The 19,582-nt window shown below is 65.0% G+C and carries 23 protein-coding genes and 1 pseudogene; 11 read left to right on the top strand and 13 right to left on the bottom strand.

Going from position 1 to position 19,582, the window contains the following annotated elements; all coding sequences use genetic code 11:
• Positions 1 to 22: 22 nt before the first annotated feature.
• From ureG to ACVWY1_RS08275, 8 genes are read right to left on the bottom strand one after another with little or no spacing between them, the layout of a single operon-like run.
• Positions 23 to 646 carry an urease accessory protein UreG gene (gene ureG / locus ACVWY1_RS08310; RefSeq protein ID WP_102682309.1) on the bottom strand — a complete coding sequence of 208 codons (624 nt, stop codon included), beginning with the start codon at positions 644 to 646 and terminating at the stop codon, positions 23 to 25.
• A gap of 11 nt (positions 647 to 657) precedes the next feature.
• Entirely contained in the window at positions 658 to 1,332 is a 675-nt protein-coding gene (locus tag ACVWY1_RS08305) for an urease accessory protein UreF (protein WP_277503810.1), read from the bottom strand.
• Positions 1,332 to 1,877: a HupE/UreJ family protein gene (locus ACVWY1_RS08300; protein ID WP_110699368.1), complete on the bottom strand. Its 546-nt coding sequence runs from the start codon at positions 1,875 to 1,877 to the stop codon at positions 1,332 to 1,334. The genes ACVWY1_RS08305 and ACVWY1_RS08300 overlap by 1 nt, the downstream gene beginning before the upstream one ends.
• A 19-nt stretch (positions 1,878 to 1,896) precedes the next feature.
• Positions 1,897 to 2,382, bottom strand: coding sequence for an urease accessory protein UreE (gene ureE, locus ACVWY1_RS08295; protein ID WP_457378101.1), 486 nt, complete (start codon positions 2,380 to 2,382; stop codon positions 1,897 to 1,899).
• A gap of 10 nt (positions 2,383 to 2,392) precedes the next feature.
• Positions 2,393 to 4,096, bottom strand: coding sequence for an urease subunit alpha (gene ureC, locus ACVWY1_RS08290; RefSeq protein WP_102682313.1), 1,704 nt, complete (start codon positions 4,094 to 4,096; stop codon positions 2,393 to 2,395).
• Entirely contained in the window at positions 4,093 to 4,410 is a 318-nt protein-coding gene (locus ACVWY1_RS08285) for an urease subunit beta (protein WP_110699374.1), read from the bottom strand. The genes ureC and ACVWY1_RS08285 overlap by 4 nt, the downstream gene beginning before the upstream one ends.
• A 10-nt stretch (positions 4,411 to 4,420) precedes the next feature.
• The gene (locus ACVWY1_RS08280) at positions 4,421 to 4,723 is read right to left on the bottom strand and encodes an urease subunit gamma (protein WP_139670924.1); all 303 of its coding nucleotides are present in this window, start codon (positions 4,721 to 4,723) and stop codon (positions 4,421 to 4,423) included.
• Positions 4,724 to 4,733: 10 nt separating this feature from the next.
• A complete protein-coding gene (locus ACVWY1_RS08275; RefSeq protein ID WP_457378100.1) occupies positions 4,734 to 5,567 on the bottom strand; it encodes an urease accessory protein UreD in 834 nt (277 codons plus the stop codon).
• Positions 5,568 to 5,850: 283 nt separating this feature from the next.
• Here ACVWY1_RS08275 and ACVWY1_RS08270 point away from each other — a divergent pair, with 283 nt between their 5' ends.
• The 7 genes from ACVWY1_RS08270 (at position 5,851) to ACVWY1_RS08240 (ending at position 10,789) form a co-directional block, all read left to right on the top strand.
• Positions 5,851 to 6,219, top strand: coding sequence for a glyoxalase superfamily protein (locus ACVWY1_RS08270; RefSeq protein WP_277503805.1), 369 nt, complete (start codon positions 5,851 to 5,853; stop codon positions 6,217 to 6,219).
• Positions 6,216 to 6,569 (top strand): hypothetical protein, encoded by a 354-nt coding sequence (locus tag ACVWY1_RS08265; protein WP_110699731.1) that lies wholly within the window; start codon positions 6,216 to 6,218, stop codon positions 6,567 to 6,569. The genes ACVWY1_RS08270 and ACVWY1_RS08265 overlap by 4 nt, the downstream gene beginning before the upstream one ends.
• Before the next feature lie 134 nt (positions 6,570 to 6,703).
• Positions 6,704 to 7,183, top strand: coding sequence for a hypothetical protein (locus ACVWY1_RS08260; protein ID WP_277503804.1), 480 nt, complete (start codon positions 6,704 to 6,706; stop codon positions 7,181 to 7,183).
• Positions 7,180 to 7,422 (top strand): hypothetical protein, encoded by a 243-nt coding sequence (locus ACVWY1_RS08255; RefSeq protein WP_277503802.1) that lies wholly within the window; start codon positions 7,180 to 7,182, stop codon positions 7,420 to 7,422. The genes ACVWY1_RS08260 and ACVWY1_RS08255 overlap by 4 nt, the downstream gene beginning before the upstream one ends.
• Before the next feature lie 125 nt (positions 7,423 to 7,547).
• The gene (locus ACVWY1_RS08250) at positions 7,548 to 8,567 is read left to right on the top strand and encodes a branched-chain amino acid aminotransferase (protein WP_038706002.1); all 1,020 of its coding nucleotides are present in this window, start codon (positions 7,548 to 7,550) and stop codon (positions 8,565 to 8,567) included.
• Positions 8,568 to 8,739: 172 nt separating this feature from the next.
• On the top strand, positions 8,740 to 9,420 hold the full coding sequence (locus tag ACVWY1_RS08245; RefSeq protein WP_038706001.1) for a response regulator transcription factor: 681 nt from the start codon (positions 8,740 to 8,742) through the stop codon (positions 9,418 to 9,420).
• Entirely contained in the window at positions 9,398 to 10,789 is a 1,392-nt protein-coding gene (locus ACVWY1_RS08240; protein WP_277503800.1) for a sensor histidine kinase, read from the top strand. Before ACVWY1_RS08245 ends, ACVWY1_RS08240 begins: the two co-directional genes overlap by 23 nt.
• A gap of 118 nt (positions 10,790 to 10,907) precedes the next feature.
• Here the strand turns inward: ACVWY1_RS08240 and cysS are convergent, their stop codons facing one another.
• On the bottom strand, positions 10,908 to 12,290 hold the full coding sequence (gene cysS / locus ACVWY1_RS08235) for a cysteine--tRNA ligase (protein ID WP_038705999.1): 1,383 nt from the start codon (positions 12,288 to 12,290) through the stop codon (positions 10,908 to 10,910).
• Positions 12,291 to 12,299: 9 nt separating this feature from the next.
• Positions 12,300 to 14,003, bottom strand: a complete 1,704-nt coding sequence (locus ACVWY1_RS08230; RefSeq protein ID WP_102682320.1) for a glutamine--tRNA ligase/YqeY domain fusion protein — start codon at positions 14,001 to 14,003, stop codon at positions 12,300 to 12,302.
• A 247-nt stretch (positions 14,004 to 14,250) separates the two neighbouring features.
• Here ACVWY1_RS08230 and ACVWY1_RS08225 point away from each other — a divergent pair, with 247 nt between their 5' ends.
• Both ACVWY1_RS08225 and ACVWY1_RS08220 read left to right on the top strand, forming a co-directional pair.
• Positions 14,251 to 14,754 (top strand): peptidylprolyl isomerase, encoded by a 504-nt coding sequence (locus ACVWY1_RS08225; RefSeq protein ID WP_110699387.1) that lies wholly within the window; start codon positions 14,251 to 14,253, stop codon positions 14,752 to 14,754.
• Entirely contained in the window at positions 14,751 to 15,473 is a 723-nt protein-coding gene (locus tag ACVWY1_RS08220; RefSeq protein ID WP_110699389.1) for a UDP-2,3-diacylglucosamine diphosphatase, read from the top strand. Before ACVWY1_RS08225 ends, ACVWY1_RS08220 begins: the two co-directional genes overlap by 4 nt.
• A 37-nt stretch (positions 15,474 to 15,510) precedes the next feature.
• Here ACVWY1_RS08220 and pvdQ read toward each other — a convergent pair whose 3' ends face one another.
• Positions 15,511 to 17,817: a bifunctional acylase PvdQ gene (pvdQ, locus tag ACVWY1_RS08215; RefSeq protein ID WP_457378099.1), complete on the bottom strand. Its 2,307-nt coding sequence runs from the start codon at positions 17,815 to 17,817 to the stop codon at positions 15,511 to 15,513.
• A gap of 200 nt (positions 17,818 to 18,017) precedes the next feature.
• On the opposite strand from pvdQ, the gene ACVWY1_RS08210 reads away from it, so the two are divergent.
• Positions 18,018 to 18,380 (top strand): fe2+ zn2+ uptake regulation protein, encoded by a 363-nt coding sequence (locus ACVWY1_RS08210; RefSeq protein WP_102682323.1) that lies wholly within the window; start codon positions 18,018 to 18,020, stop codon positions 18,378 to 18,380.
• A 36-nt stretch (positions 18,381 to 18,416) separates the two neighbouring features.
• Here ACVWY1_RS08210 and ACVWY1_RS08205 read toward each other — a convergent pair whose 3' ends face one another.
• Positions 18,417 to 18,605, bottom strand: a complete 189-nt coding sequence (locus ACVWY1_RS08205) for a hypothetical protein (RefSeq protein WP_023632313.1) — start codon at positions 18,603 to 18,605, stop codon at positions 18,417 to 18,419.
• Between the two features lie 444 nt (positions 18,606 to 19,049).
• On the opposite strand from ACVWY1_RS08205, the gene ACVWY1_RS08200 reads away from it, so the two are divergent.
• Positions 19,050 to 19,418, top strand: coding sequence for a Mor transcription activator family protein (locus ACVWY1_RS08200; protein ID WP_139670908.1), 369 nt, complete (start codon positions 19,050 to 19,052; stop codon positions 19,416 to 19,418).
• A gap of 118 nt (positions 19,419 to 19,536) precedes the next feature.
• Here the strand turns inward: ACVWY1_RS08200 and ACVWY1_RS08195 are convergent.
• Positions 19,537 to 19,581: pseudogene (locus tag ACVWY1_RS08195) on the bottom strand (hypothetical protein); the annotation flags it as partial.
• Position 19,582: the final 1 nt, after the last annotated feature.

Here is a 19,582-nt window from a genome sequence, read left to right as displayed (position 1 = left end):
TCGGCCTCACGGCTGCTGCCCTCTACCGCCCAACCCCCAGCATCCCGCGCTCGACGATGAAATCGATCACTGCCTGCAGCCCCTCGCCCTTCTTCAGGTTGCTGAACGTCCACGGCCGCTCCGGGCGCATGCGTCGGGTGTCGCGCTCCATCACCTCCAGCGACGCCCCCACATAGGGCGCCAGGTCGGTCTTGTTGATCACCAGGAAGTCCGACTTGGTGATGCCCGGCCCGCCCTTGCGCGGGATCTTCTCGCCCTCGGCGACATCGATCACATAGATGGTCAGGTCGGCCAGTTCCGGGCTGAAGGTGGCGCTGAGGTTGTCCCCGCCACTCTCGACGAAGATCACCTCGAGGTTGCCGAACTGGCGCGCCAGCGCCTCGACGGCGGCCAGGTTCATCGAGGCGTCCTCGCGGATCGCCGTGTGCGGGCAGCCGCCGGTCTCGACGCCAACGATACGCTCAGGCTCCAAGGCCCCGGCTTCGGTGAGGATGCGCTGGTCTTCCTTGGTGTAGATGTCATTGGTCACCACGGCGATCTGGTAGTGATCACGCATGGCCTTGCACAGGGCTTCGAGCAGCGCGGTCTTGCCGGAGCCGACCGGGCCGCCGACGCCGACACGCAGGGGTTGCTGGTAGTTTTGCATCGTGGCAGTCCTCAGGAACGGAACAAACGGGTGTATTGGGTTTCATGGCGCGACGAAGCGATGGCCAGCAGTGGCAGGCCACCGCCTAGTTGTTCGTCGTCCAGGGTCAGGGCATGATCGAGCACGGCAGGCAGTTCCTCGCCCAAGTCGCGCAGCAGGGTCTGGGCGGCCTGCTGGCCGAACGGCACCAGCTTCACCCCCGCCATCACCGCGCCTTCGAGCCAGGCAAAGCCATGGCCCAGGGCGAGCTGGCGCAGCGGGATCGACCAGTACGCCCCGAGCCAGGCCATGCCGCCCAGCTGGCTGAGCTCAAGGCTGGCGCGCCAGGCAGGCTCCTGCCCCAGTTGCCAGCCATCGAGCAGACGCGCCAGGGCGCTGCCACGCTGCCGTTCCTCAAGGCGCAGTTCGGCGGTCTCGCGGTTGGCCAAAAGAAACTGGCTCCAATGCGCGAAGGCGTCGGCATCGTCCGCCTGGCAGGCCTTGTACAGGCGCGCCAGCAACGGCCAGTCCAGGTAGCCGAGGGTGTCGTGCAACTGCTCGCGCTGCCAGGCGGCGAAGCCTTTGGCGTCCTTCACCCAACCGGCTTCCACGGCCCATTCCAGGCCTTGCGAGTAGGTGAAGCCGCCCACCGGCAAGCCGGGGCTGGCCAACTGCAGCAAGCGCAGCAGCGCCAGGTCGCTGTGCATCAGCCGGCCAGCACCAGAGCGGCGCCCGCCAGCAAGCCGCCGCCGAAGGCCTTCTGCAGGCCGGCATGGCGCCGCAGCAGGCAACCGACGCCAAAGCCCGCCGCCAGCAGCAGGCCGCTGACCGTGACGAAACCGGCACTGAACTGCCAGAACGCGCTGGGGGTGGCTTCCACGCCATGGGCCCAACCGTGGAACAGGGCGAATACCGGCATGATCAGCGACAGCAGCAGCTGACGGCTCGGCAACAGCATGGCGGCGGCGGCCACCAGCAGCGAGCCGAGGATCATCTGCTCCATGCCGACCACATCGCCGAACAGATGGCCACACACCGCGCCGCCGAACATCGCGGCCAGGGTCGCCAATGGCAAGGTCAGGTTGCGTCGAGTGAGGGCGGCGAGTACGCCGGTGCCAAGCAGCATCAGCAAGTGATCGAGGCCGGTCAGCGGGTGCAGCAGGCCATCCTGCAACGGGTTGCTGTCGTGGCCAGGATGGGCGAAGGCCGGCAAGGCCACCATCAGCAGTACCAGGGCGAACGTCTTTTTCATTGTGGGCTCCAGGGTGAGGTCAGAAATGGGCTGGCAGGCGCACGAACGGGTGGTCATGGCCGTGGGAATGGCTGTGAGGTGCGCTCTGGTAGGCGCCGGCCTCGGGCTCGAACGGTGCCTGTTCGGCCAACACCTCCAGCCCCAGGCCACGCAGCATGTCGTCGAGCACATGGTCGTGCTGGAAGCGCAACAGGCCCGGCTCGATCTGCAGCGGTACGTGGCGGTTGCCCAGGTGGTAGGCGGCGCGGGCCAGCAGGAGCGGATCGGCGCAGCGCACAGTCGAGACCGTCTCGGGAGCAGCGAGCACGCGGATGACCTGCTGGCCTTCAGCATCGGCCACCAGTTCACCGCCTCGCAGCAGATGGCCGCGCTCGAGCATCAGCCCAGCCTCGCGACCATCGTCCAGGGTGACGCGCAGGCGGCTCTTGATGCGGCTGTCGACATCCAGGGTGACGGTGCCGGTGATGGCTTCGGACTCAGTGATCCGACGGGTGAGGACAATCATGTTCGCTCCTTCAGAACAGGAAATAACGCTGCGCCAGCGGCAACTCGTGCGCCGGCTCGCACACCAGCAGCTCGCCATCGGCGCGAACCTGGTAGGTCTGCGCGTCGACTTCGATCAGCGGTTGCAGGGTGTTGTGGACCATGTCGGCCTTGCGGACCCGCCGGCAACCGTGGGCCACACCGATCAGGCTCTGCAGCTTCAGTTGCTCGGGCAGGCCACGATCCAGTGCGGCCTGGGGCAGGAAGGTCATGCGCGTGGCATGCCGGGCCGCGCCCAGGGCGCCGAACATCGGCCGGTAGTGCACCGGTTGCGGGGTCGGGATCGAGCCGTTGATATCGCCCATCGGCGCCGTGGCAATCATCCCGCCCTTGAGCACCAGCGCTGGCTTGACCGCGAAGAACGCCGGCGCCCACAGCACCAGGTCGGCCAGCTTGCCCACCTCCACCGAGCCGACCTCGTGGGCGATGCCGTGGGTCAGCGCCGGGTTGAGGGTGTACTTGGCGATGTAGCGCTTGACCCGGAAGTTGTCGCTGTAGCTGCTGTCCGGGGCCAACGGGCCGCGGCGCAGCTTCATCTGGTGCGCCACCTGCCAGGTGCGCAGCACCACCTCACCGACCCGACCCATGGCCTGGGAGTCGGACGAGGTCATGGCGAAGGCGCCCAAGTCGTGGAGGATGTCCTCGGCGGCAATGGTCTCGCGGCGGATGCGCGATTCGGCGAAGGCGACGTCCTCGGCGATGCTCGGGTCCAGGTGGTGGCAGACCATGAGCATGTCCAGGTGCTCGTCCACCGTGTTCACGGTGTAGGGCAGTGTCGGGTTGGTCGAGGACGGCAGCACGTTGGCCTGGCCCGCCGCGCGGATGATGTCCGGCGCGTGGCCGCCGCCCGCCCCTTCGGTGTGGAAGGTATGGATGGTGCGATCGCCGATGGCGGCCAGGGTGTCCTCGATGCAGCCCGACTCGTTGAGGGTGTCGGTATGGATCGCCACCTGGATGTCCATTTCCTCGGCCACGCCCAGGCAACAGTCGATGGCAGCAGGCGTCGAGCCCCAATCCTCGTGCAGCTTGAGGCCCACGGCGCCAGCGGCGATCTGCTCGCGCAGGGCTTCGGGCCGCGAGGCATTACCCTTGCCCAGCAGGCCGATGTTGATCGGCAGGCAGTCGGCGGCCTGGAGCATGCGCGCCAGGTACCAGGGCCCCGGGGTGCAGGTGGTGGCGTTGGTGCCGGTGGCCGGCCCGGTGCCGCCGCCGATGAAAGTGGTCACGCCGCTGGTCAGCGCCTCCTCCACCTGCTGCGGGCAGATGAAGTGGATATGCGAGTCGATGCCGCCGGCGGTGACGATCTTGCCTTCGGCGGCGATCACCTCGGTGCCCGGCCCTACCGGTACCGTGACGCCGGGCTGAACATCAGGATTGCCGGCCTTGCCGATGGCGGCGATACGGCCATGCTTGACGCCGATATCAGCCTTGACGATGCCCCAGTGGTCGATGATCAGCGCATTGGTCAGCACCAGGTCCATGGCCTCGGCCGCGAGCATCTGGCCCTGGCCCATGCCGTCGCGGATCACCTTGCCGCCGCCGAACTTGACCTCCTCGCCGTAGATCGTGAAGTCCTTCTCCACCTCCACCCACAACGCGGTGTCGGCCAGGCGCACGCGGTCACCGACGGTAGGCCCGAACATGTCGGCGTAGGCCTGGCGGGAAATGCGGCTCATGCCCTGCCCTCCAACACGCCCATCACCTTGCCCTGAAAGCCATACACCTCGCGCTTGCCGGCGTAGGCCACCAGTTGCACGGTGCGCGCCTGCCCCGGTTCGAAGCGCACCGCGGTGCCGGCCGGGATGTCCAGGCGAAAGCCCCGGGTCGGCTCGCGCTCGAACACCAGGGCGTCGTTGACTTCGTAGAAGTGGTAGTGCGAGCCCACCTGCACCGGGCGGTCGCCATGGTTGGCCACGCTGACGCTGACGCTCTGGCGGCCGACATTGAGCTCGATGTCGCCTGCGGCGACCTGGACTTCTCCGGGAATCATGCCGGCCTCCTCAAACGATGGGTTCATGCACGGTCACCAGCTTGGTGCCGTCGGGGAAGGTCGCTTCGACCTGGACGTCGTGCAGCATTTCCGGCACGCCGGCCATCACCTGCTCGCGCACCAGCACCTCGCGGCCCAGGCTCATCAGATCGGCGACCGTGCGGCCATCGCGGGCGCCTTCGAGCACCGCGGCGCTGATCAACGCCACCGCCTCCGGGTAGTTCAGTTTCAGGCCACGGGCCAAGCGCCGCTCGGCCAGCAAGGCGGCGGTGAACAGCAGCAGTTTGTCTTTCTCTCGCGGGGTCAGCTCCATGGCGGCTCTCTCAGGTGGCCCAGATGCGCGGCGGGCACGGCGCCAGGCCAAGCACGGCCGGGCGCAGCAGGTGCCAGAGGCGCTGCAGGTTGCGTTGCAGGTGTTGGTTGTCGTGGTCGAGCAGGCGGATCACCAGCAGTGAGCCGAGCAGCGTCGCGCCAGCTGGGGTGTCGAGTTCGTCGAGAACCTGACGCACCCGCTCCAGCATCGCTGAGTCGGCGGGCGCTGCGCAGAAGGTGGCGAGCAACGGGTGCCCGGCCACCTTGCCCAGCTGCCCGCCCTCGATGCGCAGGCGCTCGTGCAGGCCGGGGTCGCCGGGCAGTTCGATGCGCAGGCGGCTGTCCAGCGCGCCCTCTTCGAAGCGCTCGTTCATCACCGGGCGACCCAGGCACAGCGTCTCCCAGGCCAGCAGGCGCGCACCGGGCTCTAGGCTGAAACAGTTGTCGAGGCAGGCGCGGGCGCCATTGAAAAAGATACTGTCCTGCGGCAGCCATTCCAGAGTGCTGCCGGCGGCGAGGTGAAAGCGCTGGGCGAGCCGTGCGGTGGGGCCGATGCTGCGGTAGAACTTGCTCGCGCCGGGCATCGTCAGCAAGGCATGGCTGCCGGGCTCGAGGTGGACATCAAGTTCGAGGCGGTCGCCGGCGACGATGCCCCCTGGCGGGTGCAGCACATAGACATGGCATGGCGCACCCTCCGGATAGAACGGCCGCTGCACCAAAAGAGGTCCGACATGACGCCGCGCACCAAGGCGGGTCACGTCATCGCGCTGGATGAAGCGCAACTGCAGGTGGGCGCTCCAGCCCGGGTCTGCCTGCGGTGGATCGATCTGCTGCGCCAACGACATCCTCAAACCCCTGAAATCCATGGCCTGACGGCCGGATGAGGGCCCTGCTCGGGGCGCTTGCGGGCGCGCCGGGCTGACCACTCGATCAATATTCGCTGGAGGGATATAGCAGGGAGCGGGCCAACTGCGCAGATGAACGATGATGAAACTTTCGAACCGTCAGTCATGCCGCAAGGCTGCGGGCCAGAGCGGCTGCGCCCGGACGCGCAATTCAAGTGCCTGCCGGCGTGGCGAAGTAGGCTAAAGTGACCACCCTGCCCTTTTTCGAGCCAAGGATGCCCCCATGCAATTCGCCCCCGCCATTCCGATTCTGCGGATCTTCTCGGTCGACAAGGCCCGGGAGTTCTACCTTGATTTCCTGGGTTTCCAGCTCGATTGGGAACACCGCTTCGCCCCGGACCTGCCGCTGTACATGCAGATCCACCGCGACGGGTTGATCCTGCACCTGTCCGAGCACCACGGCGACGCCACGCCCGGCTCGGCGGTGTTTGCCCGGGTCGAGGACCTCAAGGCGCTGGAGCGCGAACTGCTGGCCAAGTGCTACGGCTACGCCCGCCCGCAGGCCGAGGCGGTCGACTGGGGCCTGGAAATGCAGGTTGCCGACCCGTTCGGCAACCGCCTGCGCTTCTGCCAGCAGATCGACAACGTCTGATGGCCAGCGGCAAGCGTGCCCTGGCGCGCCTGGAGCGGGAGATGGTCGCCTGCCTGACCGAAGCCTGCGCCACTGCTCAGGGCGAGATCGTCGGTTTCGCCTGGCTCACCCACCAGGTGGACCTCAACGACTTCCCCGCCAGCCTGCGCATCACCTGGGTATTCACCGACGACACCGACAAGGCTCGCGCGCTGGCCGGCACGGACAAGGCACGGATGATCGCGCTGACTGGCCAGGCGCTGAGCGACGCGGGGATCGCGCTGGACCATGTGGCCTGGCATGTGCGTTTCGACAGCGAAGAAGCCTGCTGGCGCGATCATGGCGGGGACTGGAACCGGCGCTTGCGCTGAGGCCAGCCCTCGCACGGGTAAAATTACAGAAGAATCCCACAACCAATTCGGAAGCACGGAGCTTCGTTCAACTGCAAAAACCTTTCACTGTCAGGCCCTGGGAAACACGCCCCAGCAACGAAAGGGAAGTCACAGTGCAATTCGAGAAAACCTATGAAGTCATCGCCAACCGCGGCATCGTGCTTGATGTTCATGAACTGACTATTCATCCAGCAGACCGCGCAAAGCTTGCAATGCTTGATTTCACGAGCGCTCGGCAGGCCAGCTATCGAGTGACAGAAACCTTGATACAGGTCTACGACCGTATGCAGACGAAGGGTCCATGCCAAGTTCGGGTATCGATCTCTATGGCGCTCACCAGAGAACAAGCCGATGCACTGAATGACCAACGCGGGCACGTCAGTGCGCTAATCAGCACAGCTATTGGCGTACCTGTCGGCCTGGTCGCGCCAATAACCGGTGCCGCGCTGGGGGTGGCCATCGGCCCACTGGCAAGCAGCAGGTTACCGACTTACCACATGGGCGACAGGATGGTACACGTAGAGGCGAGTGTCAGCGGAGGAATCGGACCGCAACGGTCAAGCCAATCGCTTATTATCCAGGCGCACCCATGAATGCCTTCATCGCCGCGGCGCTGCTCATACTTGCAGCAGCCGTGCTCTACCACAACCTTCGCGCTGCAAAGGTACGCAAATGGGCTGGGCTGTCTCTGCTTGGCGCAGGTGTGCTGATTTGGCGGTTCCTTCCTCATGGCCTGTACCTGGGCGTGGAATTGTCCATGTGGGTAACATTTCTGCTCTGCACAGGCTCAGGCCTGTTCGTTCATCGTAATCGTCATCACGACAGCGACTGACCCGAACGTACACGCCCGGCGGATTGTGTGACTGGCCGTTCCCGATCCGCGCCGGATGTATTAAGGTGGCGGGGTGCGCATATAAAAGCAGCCCGCCGTGTTCGGGCAAGAGCAATGAGGGTGTCATGAGTAACGAAAGCATTAACTGGGACAAGCTGGGTTTCGACTACATCAAGACTGACAAACGTTACCTGTCCGTATGGCGTAACGGCGAGTGGGACAAGGGCACCCTGACCGAAGACAATGTGCTGCACATCAGTGAAGGCTCCACCGCCCTGCACTATGGCCAGCAGTGTTTCGAAGGCCTGAAGGCCTACCGTTGCAAGGACGGCTCGATCAACCTGTTCCGCCCCGACCAGAACGCCGCGCGCATGCAGCGCAGCTGCGACCGCCTGCTGATGCCACGCGTCTCGACCGAACAGTTCATCGAAGCCTGCAAGCAGGTGGTCAAGGCCAACGAAAAATTCGTTCCACCGCACGGCAAAGGCGCCCTGTACCTGCGTCCGTTCGTGATCGGCACCGGTGACAACATCGGCGTGCGCACCGCCCCCGAGTTCATCTTCTCGGTCTTCGCCATCCCGGTCGGTTCGTACTTCAAAGGCGGCATGACCCCGCACAAATTCCTCATCTCCGACTTCGACCGTGCCGCCCCGCAAGGCACCGGCGCGGCCAAGGTCGGCGGCAACTACGCGGCCAGCCTGCAGCCAGGCTATGAAGCCAAGAAAGCCGGCTTCGCTGACTGCATCTACCTCGACCCGCTGACCCACAAGAAAATCGAGGAAGTCGGTTCGGCCAACTTCTTCGGCATCACCGCCAACAACGAATTCGTCACGCCGAAGTCGGTCTCGGTGCTGCCGGGCATCACCCGCCTGTCGCTGATGGAACTGGCCGAATCGCGCCTGGGCCTGAAGGTCATCGAGGGCGACGTGGAAATCGACAAGCTCGACCGTTTCGTCGAAGCCGGTGCCTGCGGTACCGCCGCGGTGATCACGCCGATTGGTGGCATCCAGTACAACGGCAAGCTGCACGTATTCCACAGCGAAACCGAAGTCGGCCCTGTGACGCAGAAGCTGTACGCCGAGCTGACCGGTATCCAGAGCGGTGACGTCGAGGCGCCAGCGGGCTGGATCGTCAAGGTCGTTTAAGCCTGTGCCGTCATGAGAAAGGGGCGTGCCAGCAATGGCACGCCCCTTTTCCTTTACTGCTGAGCCATCGCCCGGTCAGCCACGGCAGTATTGCGTAGATGAATTTTTCTTAAATCGCCGGTTGTCTATTCTTTGGCACAATCAGGTCTCCACTCGCCGCCCAGGAACCAGCATGCCACGCGTACTGACCATCGAAGACGACGCTGTCACCGCCCAGGAAATCGTCGCCGAACTGTCCAGCCACGGTCTGGAAGTCGACTGGGCCGACAATGGCCGTGAAGGCCTGGCCAAGGCCATCGCCGGCGGCTACGACCTGATCACCCTGGACCGCATGCTGCCCGAGGTCGACGGCCTGACCATCGTCACCACCCTGCGCAACCTGAAGATCGCCACGCCGATCCTGATGATCAGTGCGCTGTCGGACGTCGACGAGCGTGTGCGCGGCCTGCGCGCCGGCGGTGACGACTACCTGACCAAGCCGTTCGCCTCCGACGAGATGGCCGCCCGGGTCGAGGTGCTGCTGCGCCGCAACAGCGTGCCGATGACCCAGACCCGCCTGCAGGTCGCCGACCTCGAGCTGGACCTGATCAGCCACGAAGCCCGCCGCGGCGAACAGGCGCTGAACCTGCTGCCCACCGAGTACAAGCTGCTCGAGTACCTGATGCGCCACTCCGGCCAGGTGATCACCCGGATGATGATCTTCGAGGAGGTCTGGGGCTACCACTTCGACCCTGGCACCAACCTGATCGACGTGCACATCGGCCGCCTGCGCAAAAAAATCGACTCGCCCGGCCAGAACCCGCTGATTCGCACCGTGCGGGGCTCCGGCTATGCCATTGCCGAACCCGTCTAAGGGCTGGAGCTCCTCCACCAGCCGTCTGCTGGCGCTGTACAGTTTCCTGTTCGTGGCCTGGAGCAGCATCCTCATGGGGGTGCTGTACTTCGAGGTCACCAGCTACCTGAACAAGCTCACCCGCCACTCGATGCTGCAACGCCAGCACCTGTTCGCCCACATGAGCGGCAAGCAGCTGGACGACGCGCTGGTGGCAAGCCAGGCCTTCGAGGAACGCAGCTTCGACGCCTACGGCCTGTTCGACGCCCAGCTCAACCCGATCGGCGGGCGCATCCGTGCAATACCCTCGGAGCTGGGTCTTGACGGCAAGGTCCATGAGCTCAAGCGATGCCTGGACGCCGACGACCCCCACCTGCCCCGCGACAGCTGCGATGCCGTGGCGATCAAGGTGCAGGACGGTCGCTGGCTGGTGCTGGTGCGCGACAACGGCTCGCTGTTCGTGGTGACAAGAATCATCCTCGATGCCCTGCTCTGGGGTATCTCGCTGACCTTGATCCCTGGCTTTGCCGGCTGGTACCTGCTGCGGCGCCGGCCGCTCAAGCGCATCCGCGCAATCCAGGCCCAGGCCGAGCTGATCGTCGCCGGCGACCTCACCCACCGCCTGCCCCTGTCGGCCCGGCGCGACGAATTGGACATGCTTGCCGCCATCGTCAACGCCATGCTCGACCGCATCGAGCGGCTGATGCACGAGGTCAAGGGCGTCTGTGACAACATCGCCCACGACCTGCGCACGCCACTGACACGCCTGCGCGCCCAGCTCTACCGCATCCGCCAGCAAAGCAGCAGCGACTCCGCGGAAGGCGCGGCGCTGGACCAGGCGATTGGCGAGACCGACACGCTGATGGCACGCTTTCGCGGCCTGCTGCGCATCAGCGAACTGGAAGACCGCCAGCGCCGCGCCGGCTTCGTCCGGCTCGACCCGCAGGGGCTGCTGGTGGAGCTTCATGACTTCTACCTGCCGCTGGCCGAGGATGGCGGTATTCGCCTGCACCTGGAGCAGCCTGCGCAGTTGGCGGCGCTGCATGGCGACCGGGAGTTGCTGTTCGAAGCCCTGGCCAACCTGGTGGGCAATGCCATCAAGTTCACCCCCGAAGGCGGACAGGTGCGTATCGTCGCCAGCGAGGACGAGGCCGGCGTGCATATTGCTGTCGAGGACAGTGGGCCGGGGATTCCGGCGGATGAGCGCGAGGCGGTGTTGAAGCGCTTCTACCGCAGCGAGGAAGGCCATCGCCACGCGGGGTTCGGGCTGGGGCTGTCGATCGTCGCGGCGATTGTCGACCTGCATGGGTTCGGGCTGGAGGTGGCCAGCAGTGCACTGGGTGGGGCAAAACTGGTGCTGCATTGCCCGTTGGCGGGGCCGGCAAAGTAGCAGCCTGAAAAGCATCGCGGGGCAAGCCCGCTCCCACGTTGACACCCAATTGCAGGTGCGTCGACGTGGGAGCGGGTTTGCCCCGCGATTGGGCCGCACAGCGGCCCCGGTTGCAGTATCAGTCCGCCAGGCGCCAGGTGGTGGTGCCCTTGCTGTCTTCCAGCACCACGCCCATGGCGGCCAGTTGGTCGCGGATGCGGTCGGATTCGGCCCAGTTCTTGTCACTACGCGCCTGCAGACGCGCCTGGATCAGCGCCTCCACTTCGGCGGCATCGACCTTGCCCTCTGCACCGGCGCGCAGGAAGTCATCGGCTTCCAGTTGCAATACACCCAGCACATCCCCCAGCTCGCGCAGACGACCGGCCAGGCCGGCGGCGGCCTCGGGGTCGCTGTCACGCAGGCGGTTGATCTCGCGCACCAGGTCGAACAGCACCGCGCAGGCCTCAGGCGTGCCGAAGTCGTCGTTCATCGCCACGGTGAAACGCTCGACGAACGCCTCGCCACCCTGGGCAGCCACGCGCGGCAGGCCACGCAGCGCATGGTAGAAGCGCTCGAGCGCGCCCTTGGCGTCGCGCAGGCTGTCCTCGGAGTAGTTGATCGCGCTGCGATAGTGGCTGGCCACCAGCAGGTAACGCACCACTTCCGGGTGGTACTTGTCGAGCACGTCGCGGATGGTGAAGAAGTTGTTCAAGGACTTGGACATCTTCTCGCCATTGATGCGGATCATGCCGCAGTGCATCCAGGCGTTGGCGTATTGCTTGCCGGTGGCCGCCTCGCTCTGGGCGATCTCGTTCTCGTGGTGCGGGAACTCCAGGTCGCTGCCGCCACCGTGGATGTCGAAGCTCTCGCCCAGGCAGCAGGTGGACATCACCGAGCACTCGATGTGCCAGCCCGGACGGCCCGGGCCCCACGGTGAATCCCAGTACGGTTCGCCGGGCTTGACGCCCTTCCACAGCACGAAGTCCAGCGGGTCCTGCTTGGCCTCGTCGACTTCGATGCGCGCGCCGATGCGCAGGTCTTCGATCTTCTTGCGTGACAGCTTGCCGTAGCCGACGAACTTGCCGACCCGGTAGTACACGTCGCCATTGCCCGGCGCGTAGGCGTAACCCTTGTCGATCAGGGTCTGGATCATCGCGTGCATGCCGGGGATATGGTCGGTGGCACGCGGCTCCAGGTCCGGCTTGAGGATGCTCAGGCGGCGCTCGTCCTCGTGCATCGCGTCGATCATTCGGGCGGTCAGCGCGTCGAACGACTCACCGTTCTCGTTGGCCCGGTTGATGATCTTGTCGTCGATGTCGGTGATGTTGCGCACATAGGTCAGTTCATAGCCGCTCTTGCGCAGCCAGCGGGTGACCAGGTCGAAGGCCACCATGCTGCGGCCGTGGCCCAGGTGGCAATAGTCGTACACGGTCATGCCGCACACGTACATGCGCACCTTGTTGCCGTCCAGCGGCTTGAAAACTTCCTTGGTCTTGCTCAGCGTGTTGTAGATGGTAAGCACGAAGGTTCCTCAGCTGCCCCACGAGTCGCGCAGGGTCACGGTGCGGTTGAACACCGGGCGACCCGGCTGGGAGTCTTTCAGATCGGCGCAGAAGTAGCCTTCGCGCTCGAACTGGAAGCGGTCTTCTGGCTGGGCCTGGCCCAGGGAAGGTTCCGCGCGACAACCGCTGAGCACCTGCAGCGAATCGGGATTGATGTTGTCGAGGAACGTGCCGCCGTCTTCGGTCTTCTCTGGGTTGGCCGAGCGGAACAGACGGTCGTACAGACGCACTTCGCACTCGATGCTGCCTTCAGCCGGCACCCAGTGGATCACGCCCTTGACCTTGCGGCCTTCGGGGTTCTTGCCCAGGGTGTCCGGGTCGTACGAGCAGCGCAGCTCGACGATGTTGCCTTCGGCGTCCTTGATCGCCTCGTCGGCGCGGATCACGTAGCTGCCGCGCAGGCGCACTTCACCGGCCGGCTCCAGGCGCTTGTAGCCCTTGGGCGGCTCTTCCATGAAGTCGTCGCGGTCGATGTACAGCTCGCGGGCGAACGGCAGCACGCGCACGCCCATGTCTTCCTTCGGATGGCGCGGCAGTTCGAGCTGCTCGACCTGGCCCTCGGGGTAGTTGGTGATGACCACCTTCAGCGGGCGCAGCACGCACATGGCGCGCGGCGCGGTGCGGTCGAGGTCGTCACGGATGCTGAACTCGAGCATCGCCATGTCGACCACGCCGTCGGAACGGTTGGTGCCGATCATCTCGCAGAAGTTGCGGATCGAGGCCGGGGTGTAGCCACGGCGGCGGTAGCCCGACAGGGTCGACATGCGCGGATCGTCCCAGGCCTCGACGTGGCCTTCGTCCACCAGTTGCTTGAGCTTGCGCTTGGAAGTGATGGTGTAGTTCAGGTTCAGGCGGCTGAACTCGTACTGACGCGGGTGCGCCGGCACCGGCAGCTTGTCGAGGAACCAGTCGTACAGCGGACGGTGGCTTTCAAACTCCAGGGTGCAGATCGAGTGGGTGATGCCTTCGATGGCGTCCGACTGACCATGGGTGAAGTCGTAGTTGGGGTAGATGCACCACTTGTCACCGGTCTGGTGGTGGTGGGCATGGCGAATGCGGTACAGGATCGGGTCGCGCAGGTTCATGTTCGGCGAGGCCATGTCGATCTTGGCGCGCAGCACGCGCTCGCCGTCCTTGAACTCGCCGGCCTTCATGCGGGCGAACAGGTCCAGGTTGTCCTCGACGCTGCGCTCGCGGAACGGGCTGTTCTTGCCTGGCTCGGTCAGGCTGCCGCGGTATTCCTTGGCCTGCTCGGGGGTCAGGTCGCAGACGTAGGCGTTGCCCGACTTGATCAGCTCCACGGCCCAGGCGTGCAACTGGTCGAAGTAGTCGGATGCATAGCGCACCGGGCCTGCCCACTCGAAGCCCAGCCACTTGACGTCACGCTGGATGGAGTCGATGTACTCCTGGTCTTCCTTGGCCGGGTTGGTGTCGTCGAAACGCAGGTGGCAGGCGCCGCCGAATTCCTTGGCCAGGCCGAAGTTGACGCAGATCGACTTGGCGTGGCCGATGTGCAGGTAGCCGTTGGGCTCCGGCGGGAAACGGGTGACGATGCTCTGGTGCTTGCCCGCGTCCAGGTCGGCCTGGACGATCGGCCGCAGGAAGTTCACAGGGACGGCGGGGGCGCCTTTGGCAGCGGCGTTTGGCGCGTTGTCGGCAGTGGGCTTGCTCATAGTGTCCTTGAATGCAGGTAGCCGGCCGGGTAGGCCGATTGAATCAAAGGGCCTATCATAGCCGAAGCAGTCAAGCTGCTGACAGCCGGAGCACCGACAAAGTGGCGCGTTTTGTCGCCGCAGCGGTCTACAATCCGGCACAATGGCGCCCCAGTGGCGTGTGCCGCGGCTGACCGATCCTGCGTCAGGTTGTCCGAGCGCAGCGCGCACCCTATTTCCCGAATGCCTTGAAAGAGCGAATTTCAGCATGTCCAAAGTCAAACTGAGCACCAACCACGGCGATATCGTCATTGAACTGAATGACGAAAAAGCCCCGATCACCGTGGCCAACTTCCTCGAATATGTGAAGGCCGGGCACTACAGCAACGTCGTGTTCCACCGTGTGATCAAGGGCTTCATGATCCAGGGCGGCGGTTTCGAGCCAGGCATGAACGAAAAACGTGACAAGCGTGCCAGCATCCAGAACGAGGCCGACAACGGCCTGAAGAACGACAAGTACACCATCGCCATGGCCCGTACCATGGAGCCGCACTCGGCCTCCGCGCAGTTCTTCATCAACGCCTCGAACAACGACTTCCTCAACCACAGCGGTAAGAATGTCCAAGGCTGGGGCTACGCCGTGTTCGGTAAAGTGACCGAAGGCACCGAGGTTGTCGACGCCATCGAAAAGGTCGCCACCGGTTCCAAGTCTGGCCACCAGGACGTGCCGAAAGAAGACGTGATCATCGAGAAAGCCGAGATCATTGAGTGATACTGCTGATCTCCGATCTGCACCTGCAAGAAGAACGCCCGGACATCACCCGGGCGTTTCTTGATCTGCTCGACGGCCGCGCCCGCCACGCCAAGGCGCTGTACATCCTCGGCGACTTCTTCGAGGCCTGGATCGGCGACGATGCGATGACGCCCTTCCAGCAGTCGATCTGCCAGGCCCTGCGCCGGCTGAGCGACAGCGGCACGGCGATCTACCTGATGCACGGCAACCGCGATTTTCTCATCGGCCAGGCGTTCTGCGACGCCGCCGGCTGCACCCTGCTGGCCGACCCCAGCGTGGTCGAGCTAGGTGGCGAGGCGGTGCTGCTGATGCACGGCGACACCCTGTGCACCCGCGACGTGGCCTACATGAAGCTGCGCCGTTACCTGCGCAACCCGCTGACCCTGTGGATCCTGCGGCACCTGCCGCTGGGCACGCGGCACAAGCTGGCGCGCAAGCTGCGTAGCGAAAGCAGCACGCAGGTGCGCATGAAGAGCACCGAGATCGTCGATGTCACCCCCGAGGAAGTGCCCAAGGTGATGGCCGCCCACGGCGTGCGCACCCTGGTCCACGGCCACACCCATCGGCCGGCGCTGCACAAGCTGGTGGTCGATGGCCAGCCGGCACGGCGTATCGTGCTGGGCGACTGGGACCGGCGTGGCTGGGCGTTGCAGGTGGATGAACAGGGTTTCCAGCTGGCCCCGTTCGACTTCTCCTGAAACATCGCGGGTCTCCCCCGCGATGTCTTCACCGGCACTATTGGGCGCTGACCACCCGCCCCTTGTCCCGCTCGCTGATCACATACTGCCGATACTGCGGATCAGCCTTGATCTGCGCCTCGGTGAACGGTATCGGCGCCAGTTGCTTGGCCGCGAAAGCTCGCGTCTGGTCAGCGGCATGCGCCGACGCCCGCTCGCTCGACAGCGAGAAAGCCAGCAGCCCTTGGGCCTGAGGGCCGTGCTCGGTAAAACTGACCACTTGCAGATAGCTCGAACCACTGACCACCAGGCGCTTGCCCGGCCCTACCGGCACACTGACCATCGCGTTGTAGACGCCCAACGCCTGCGGCCCGCCGGGCACCGGCGTGCCATCGGCGGCCTGCTGGATCTGCCCCCAACGCTGGTCGGCGGCGATACCGGCCTCCTTCACCTGCGCCAGCGAGTCCAGCGCCGCTTCGTGCAGCAGCTTGCGCACCGCGGCCTGCTCCACCGCCAGGCCACGAGGCGTGTGCAACGGGTCGGCCGGATCGAACGGCACGCGCCAGCTTTGCGGATGCTCGGCCAACGCGCCTGCGATGTTGATGAAATGAACCAGGCCGATGCCGCTATCCGGATCGGCCTTGCCGGCCCACGCCTGCAGACTGGCACACACCGACTGTATGTCCGCCTCCACGCCCTTGCACCATTGCAACAGGTCCGGCATCAGCAGGCTGGCCTGGTACACCTCGTCATCGAACACCATGTGCTGCAGCTCGGCGCTGCCCAGCTTGCCCTTGCCTTGCAGGCGCTGCAGGGCAAAGCGGCTACGCAGGCCCAGGGGCTGGTCGGCACGGCTGACCAAGGGCGAGAAGCCGGTCAACGGCTGGGCCGGGTTGGCCATCCACGCCGAATCGTTGGCGTGCTGTACATAATCGCGCCGCTCCAGGCTCGGCAGCAGGTTGGCCGGGAAGATCCCTGGCTGGGCCGCCTGCGCATCCACCTTCCATTGACAGGCACTGCGCGAGCCGTCGAGCACCACCAGCGGGCCCGACGCGCCCGGGTTGCTGCACTGCTCCAGCATCCCCTGGTCGACATAGGGCACCACCGACTGATTGAGGTACAAGGCCTGGCCAGCAGCGTCCACTGCCAAGGTGTTGACCCAGGGGATGCCCTGCAGCTCGCCCACCGACGCCTTCAGCGCCTGCAGGCTGTCGGCACGGTTGATCCGGTACCACTGCTGCAATACCCGGGTGTTGTCGAGGTTGGCGTCGCGCAGGCTGTAGGCGGCGTGATTGTCCCAATCCAGACGGCCGGGCCATTGCACCACAGGGCCAAACTTCGACAGGTGAATCGTGCGTTCGACCTGGCTGAGCGTACCGTCCTCACCCTTCACCGTGACCGTTAGCAGCTTGCGCTCCAGCGGCAGCGACTGGCCGTCATACAGGTAGCGGGTGGCGTCCTTGGGGTCCAGTTGCAGGCGGTAGAGGGTGAAGTGCTTGGAGGTGTCGACCGTGTGGGTCCAGGCCAGGTGCCGGTTGAAACCGATATTGACCACCGGCAGGCCCGGCAAGGCCGCGCCCATCACATCCAGTTGCCCGGGGATGGTCAACTGCATCTGGTAGAAACGCAGCCCACCGACCCACGGGAAGTGCGGGTTGGCCAGCAGCAACCCACGGCCATTGGCCGAACGTTCGGCGCCCACGGCCACGGCATTGCTGCCACGCTCGGCGGCGAACTGCGCCTGTCGCGCCAAGGCCACGCTGTAGTCGACCGCCGGGCGCTGCGCCGCCAGCTTGGGTGGCGTCGCGGCGACCACGGCCTCGACGAATTGCCCCACACCGCCCTCGGCCAGCAAGCGCCGGGTCAGCTTGACCAGATCGCGACTGGTGATCGGTCGTAGCCACTCCCCTGCCCCGCACTCGGCCGGCAGCCCCTCGGCCCGTCGTTCACCCAGGGCACGGTTGTAGCCGTTGGCATAACCATCAAGCAGGTCGCGCACCGCCACCGGCTGCGCCTTGAGGAAACTGTCTACCGCCGCAGGCTCGTTGAGCCAGGTAAAGAACAGGTCGCTGGAGAGATTGTCACGCTGCTCGACCGTCTTGCCGTCGGCACCGAAATAGCGGGAGCGCTCGCCATTGACGGTCAGTACTTCGCCAGCCAGCAGGCACAGGTTGTCCTGGGCATAGGCGTAGCCGATGCCGTAGCCCAGGCCGCGCTCGTCCTTGGCCAGGATGTGCGGCACGCCGAAACTGGTGCGCCGGATCTGCGCGGAGGCCTCGCCATCGACCTCGCGCGCCTGCAGGGTCAGGCTGGAAGCGACCAGGGCGGCGGCAAGGCCCAGGCGAAACAGGGGAAGAGGGATCACAGGCACTCCTCGTGCTTATCGGGGTCATCCCGAACAGACGAATGGCCAGATGAAAATTTTACGTTCGACGCGGTGCTGCAACGTTCTCAACAGAACGTGTCAGATTTTTTTCACCGGGGGTTGCAGTTTTGTCGAGCTCAAACGTCTTTAGATGTGAGGCACCCATGATTTCGGGACAGTCCACGAAAAGGAGCATTCACATGTACAACCCGCAACAATCGCTAGCGGCGCAGCCTGCACCCAGCCAGGCCGCCGCCTCCCAGGAGGAACGCGTGGGCAACGAACAGATCCGCGAGCTGCTGCGCGCCTACGGCCTGCGCACCAGCCTGATCCGCCTGAAGGTCATCGACGCCCTGCACACCGCCGGCCGCAATGGCCGCAGCATTGGTGTGCGTGGCGTGCATGCGCAACTCGAGCAGCTGGATATCCCGCTGTCGTTCCTGAGCGTGCGCGAGGTGCTCAAGCGCCTGTGCAGCGAAGGCGTGATCAACCTGGGCAGCGACAAATGCTACAGCCTGAACCCTCAGGCCCGGGCCGTGCTCGAACAACCCGCCTCGCGCTGAGCGCATGGCCGGCAAGGATATGCCGGCCCGCCTGCTTCAGGGTTTCACCTTGCGCCGCAGGATCCCGTTGATCACCACCACGACCACCGCAATGGCGATGGCGACGTACTGGAATGTCTGCTCGCTGATAGTGCCCTGCTTCTGCAGGTAACTTAGGCCAAGCATGATCCCCAGGACCACCAGGATGATCAGGATCGAATATTTCAGGCGCTGCACGTGTGTCATCGGAGGTTCCTTGCGACATCGGGGACATGAGGCTCCAGCGGAGCCGACGCCATGATACCTCGGCCGCTTTCCCCTCGCTGCAGTTCCTGCCGGCTCCCAACGCAGCCATCCCCTCTTTCCTGCCCCTGCCCCACGGAAGCGTCGAGATGCGCCCGTATGTGCATGTCTAGGTAAGCTACCCACTAAGCCATCATGGAACCCTTTCTCTAGATGGTTTGGGGCCTGCAGCGCAGGGGTGAAGGCATTTCCTACCTCAAGGCGTCCAGTTGCCCGCAAACAACAGACAAGGACGACTACAAACCCCGGTCCGCTTCGCGCCTAGCGACCCTTTCCGTCGCTGTTCGAAAATCTGGCCACGCCACGCGGACCTCCCCGTGGCAACCCACGCCGCAGCCCATCGGGACCTCGGCGCCGGCCAAACCCAATGACGGAAGGAACCATTTCGTGGAAATGCCAGACCTGAGCAACATCGACCTCACCCAACTGCCTCAGTCGCTGCAGGCACTGATCGAATGCATCGGTTTGGACAACGCCTACCGGCTGACCCATGCCTTTGGCGGACGCCCCAAGTACATCCCCAAGCATCGCCAACGCACCAAACTGGCCGATGTGCTGCCGTCCGAGGCGCTCGATGCGCTGATCCAGCGCTTCGCCGGCCTTGCCCTGGAGATCCCCAAGTCCGACCACTTCCAGCGCCAGCTGCGCAACCAGCAGATCCAGCGGGAGAGCGCCAGCGGGCTGTCACGCAGCCTGCTCGCCGACAAGTATGGGTTGAGCCTGCGACAGATCGGCAACATCCGTCGACAGGCGTAGCCACGGCAACCTCGAACTACTTTTCGCCGTCCTCGAGTGGTGTGCTCCACAGCACCAGCTCGAGCGCCGCGGCAATCTGGATACGGTGGTCGGCAAAGGGAATGGGCAGCATGTCCTGGGCGCGCTCCAGGCGCCGGAGCAAGGTATTGCGATGCGTACCCAAT

The organism is Pseudomonas sp. TE6288 (assembly GCF_054062095.1).
Note: the sequence above shows the minus strand (reverse complement) of the source record. Positions and strands in the feature narration are given on the sequence as shown.

Coding starts and splice junctions, on each gene's coding strand:
- ACVWY1_RS08205 (WP_023632313.1), bottom strand. CDS start 18,605: ATGACACACGTGCAGCGCCTGAAATATTCGATCCTGATCATCCTGGTG.
- ACVWY1_RS08240 (WP_277503800.1), top strand. CDS start 9,398: ATGCCATTGCCGAACCCGTCTAAGGGCTGGAGCTCCTCCACCAGCCGT.
- ACVWY1_RS08305 (WP_277503810.1), bottom strand. CDS start 1,332: ATGCACAGCGACCTGGCGCTGCTGCGCTTGCTGCAGTTGGCCAGCCCC.
- ACVWY1_RS08285 (WP_110699374.1), bottom strand. CDS start 4,410: ATGATTCCCGGAGAAGTCCAGGTCGCCGCAGGCGACATCGAGCTCAAT.
- ACVWY1_RS08270 (WP_277503805.1), top strand. CDS start 5,851: ATGCAATTCGCCCCCGCCATTCCGATTCTGCGGATCTTCTCGGTCGAC.
- ACVWY1_RS08280 (WP_139670924.1), bottom strand. CDS start 4,723: ATGGAGCTGACCCCGCGAGAGAAAGACAAACTGCTGCTGTTCACCGCC.
- ACVWY1_RS08225 (WP_110699387.1), top strand. CDS start 14,251: ATGTCCAAAGTCAAACTGAGCACCAACCACGGCGATATCGTCATTGAA.
- ACVWY1_RS08245 (WP_038706001.1), top strand. CDS start 8,740: ATGCCACGCGTACTGACCATCGAAGACGACGCTGTCACCGCCCAGGAA.
- ureG (WP_102682309.1), bottom strand. CDS start 646: ATGCAAAACTACCAGCAACCCCTGCGTGTCGGCGTCGGCGGCCCGGTC.
- ACVWY1_RS08230 (WP_102682320.1), bottom strand. CDS start 14,003: ATGAGCAAGCCCACTGCCGACAACGCGCCAAACGCCGCTGCCAAAGGC.
- ACVWY1_RS08250 (WP_038706002.1), top strand. CDS start 7,548: ATGAGTAACGAAAGCATTAACTGGGACAAGCTGGGTTTCGACTACATC.
- ureE (WP_457378101.1), bottom strand. CDS start 2,382: ATGATTGTCCTCACCCGTCGGATCACTGAGTCCGAAGCCATCACCGGC.
- ureC (WP_102682313.1), bottom strand. CDS start 4,096: ATGAGCCGCATTTCCCGCCAGGCCTACGCCGACATGTTCGGGCCTACC.
- ACVWY1_RS08210 (WP_102682323.1), top strand. CDS start 18,018: ATGTACAACCCGCAACAATCGCTAGCGGCGCAGCCTGCACCCAGCCAG.
- ACVWY1_RS08275 (WP_457378100.1), bottom strand. CDS start 5,567: ATGTCGTTGGCGCAGCAGATCGATCCACCGCAGGCAGACCCGGGCTGG.
- ACVWY1_RS08300 (WP_110699368.1), bottom strand. CDS start 1,877: ATGAAAAAGACGTTCGCCCTGGTACTGCTGATGGTGGCCTTGCCGGCC.
- ACVWY1_RS08255 (WP_277503802.1), top strand. CDS start 7,180: ATGAATGCCTTCATCGCCGCGGCGCTGCTCATACTTGCAGCAGCCGTG.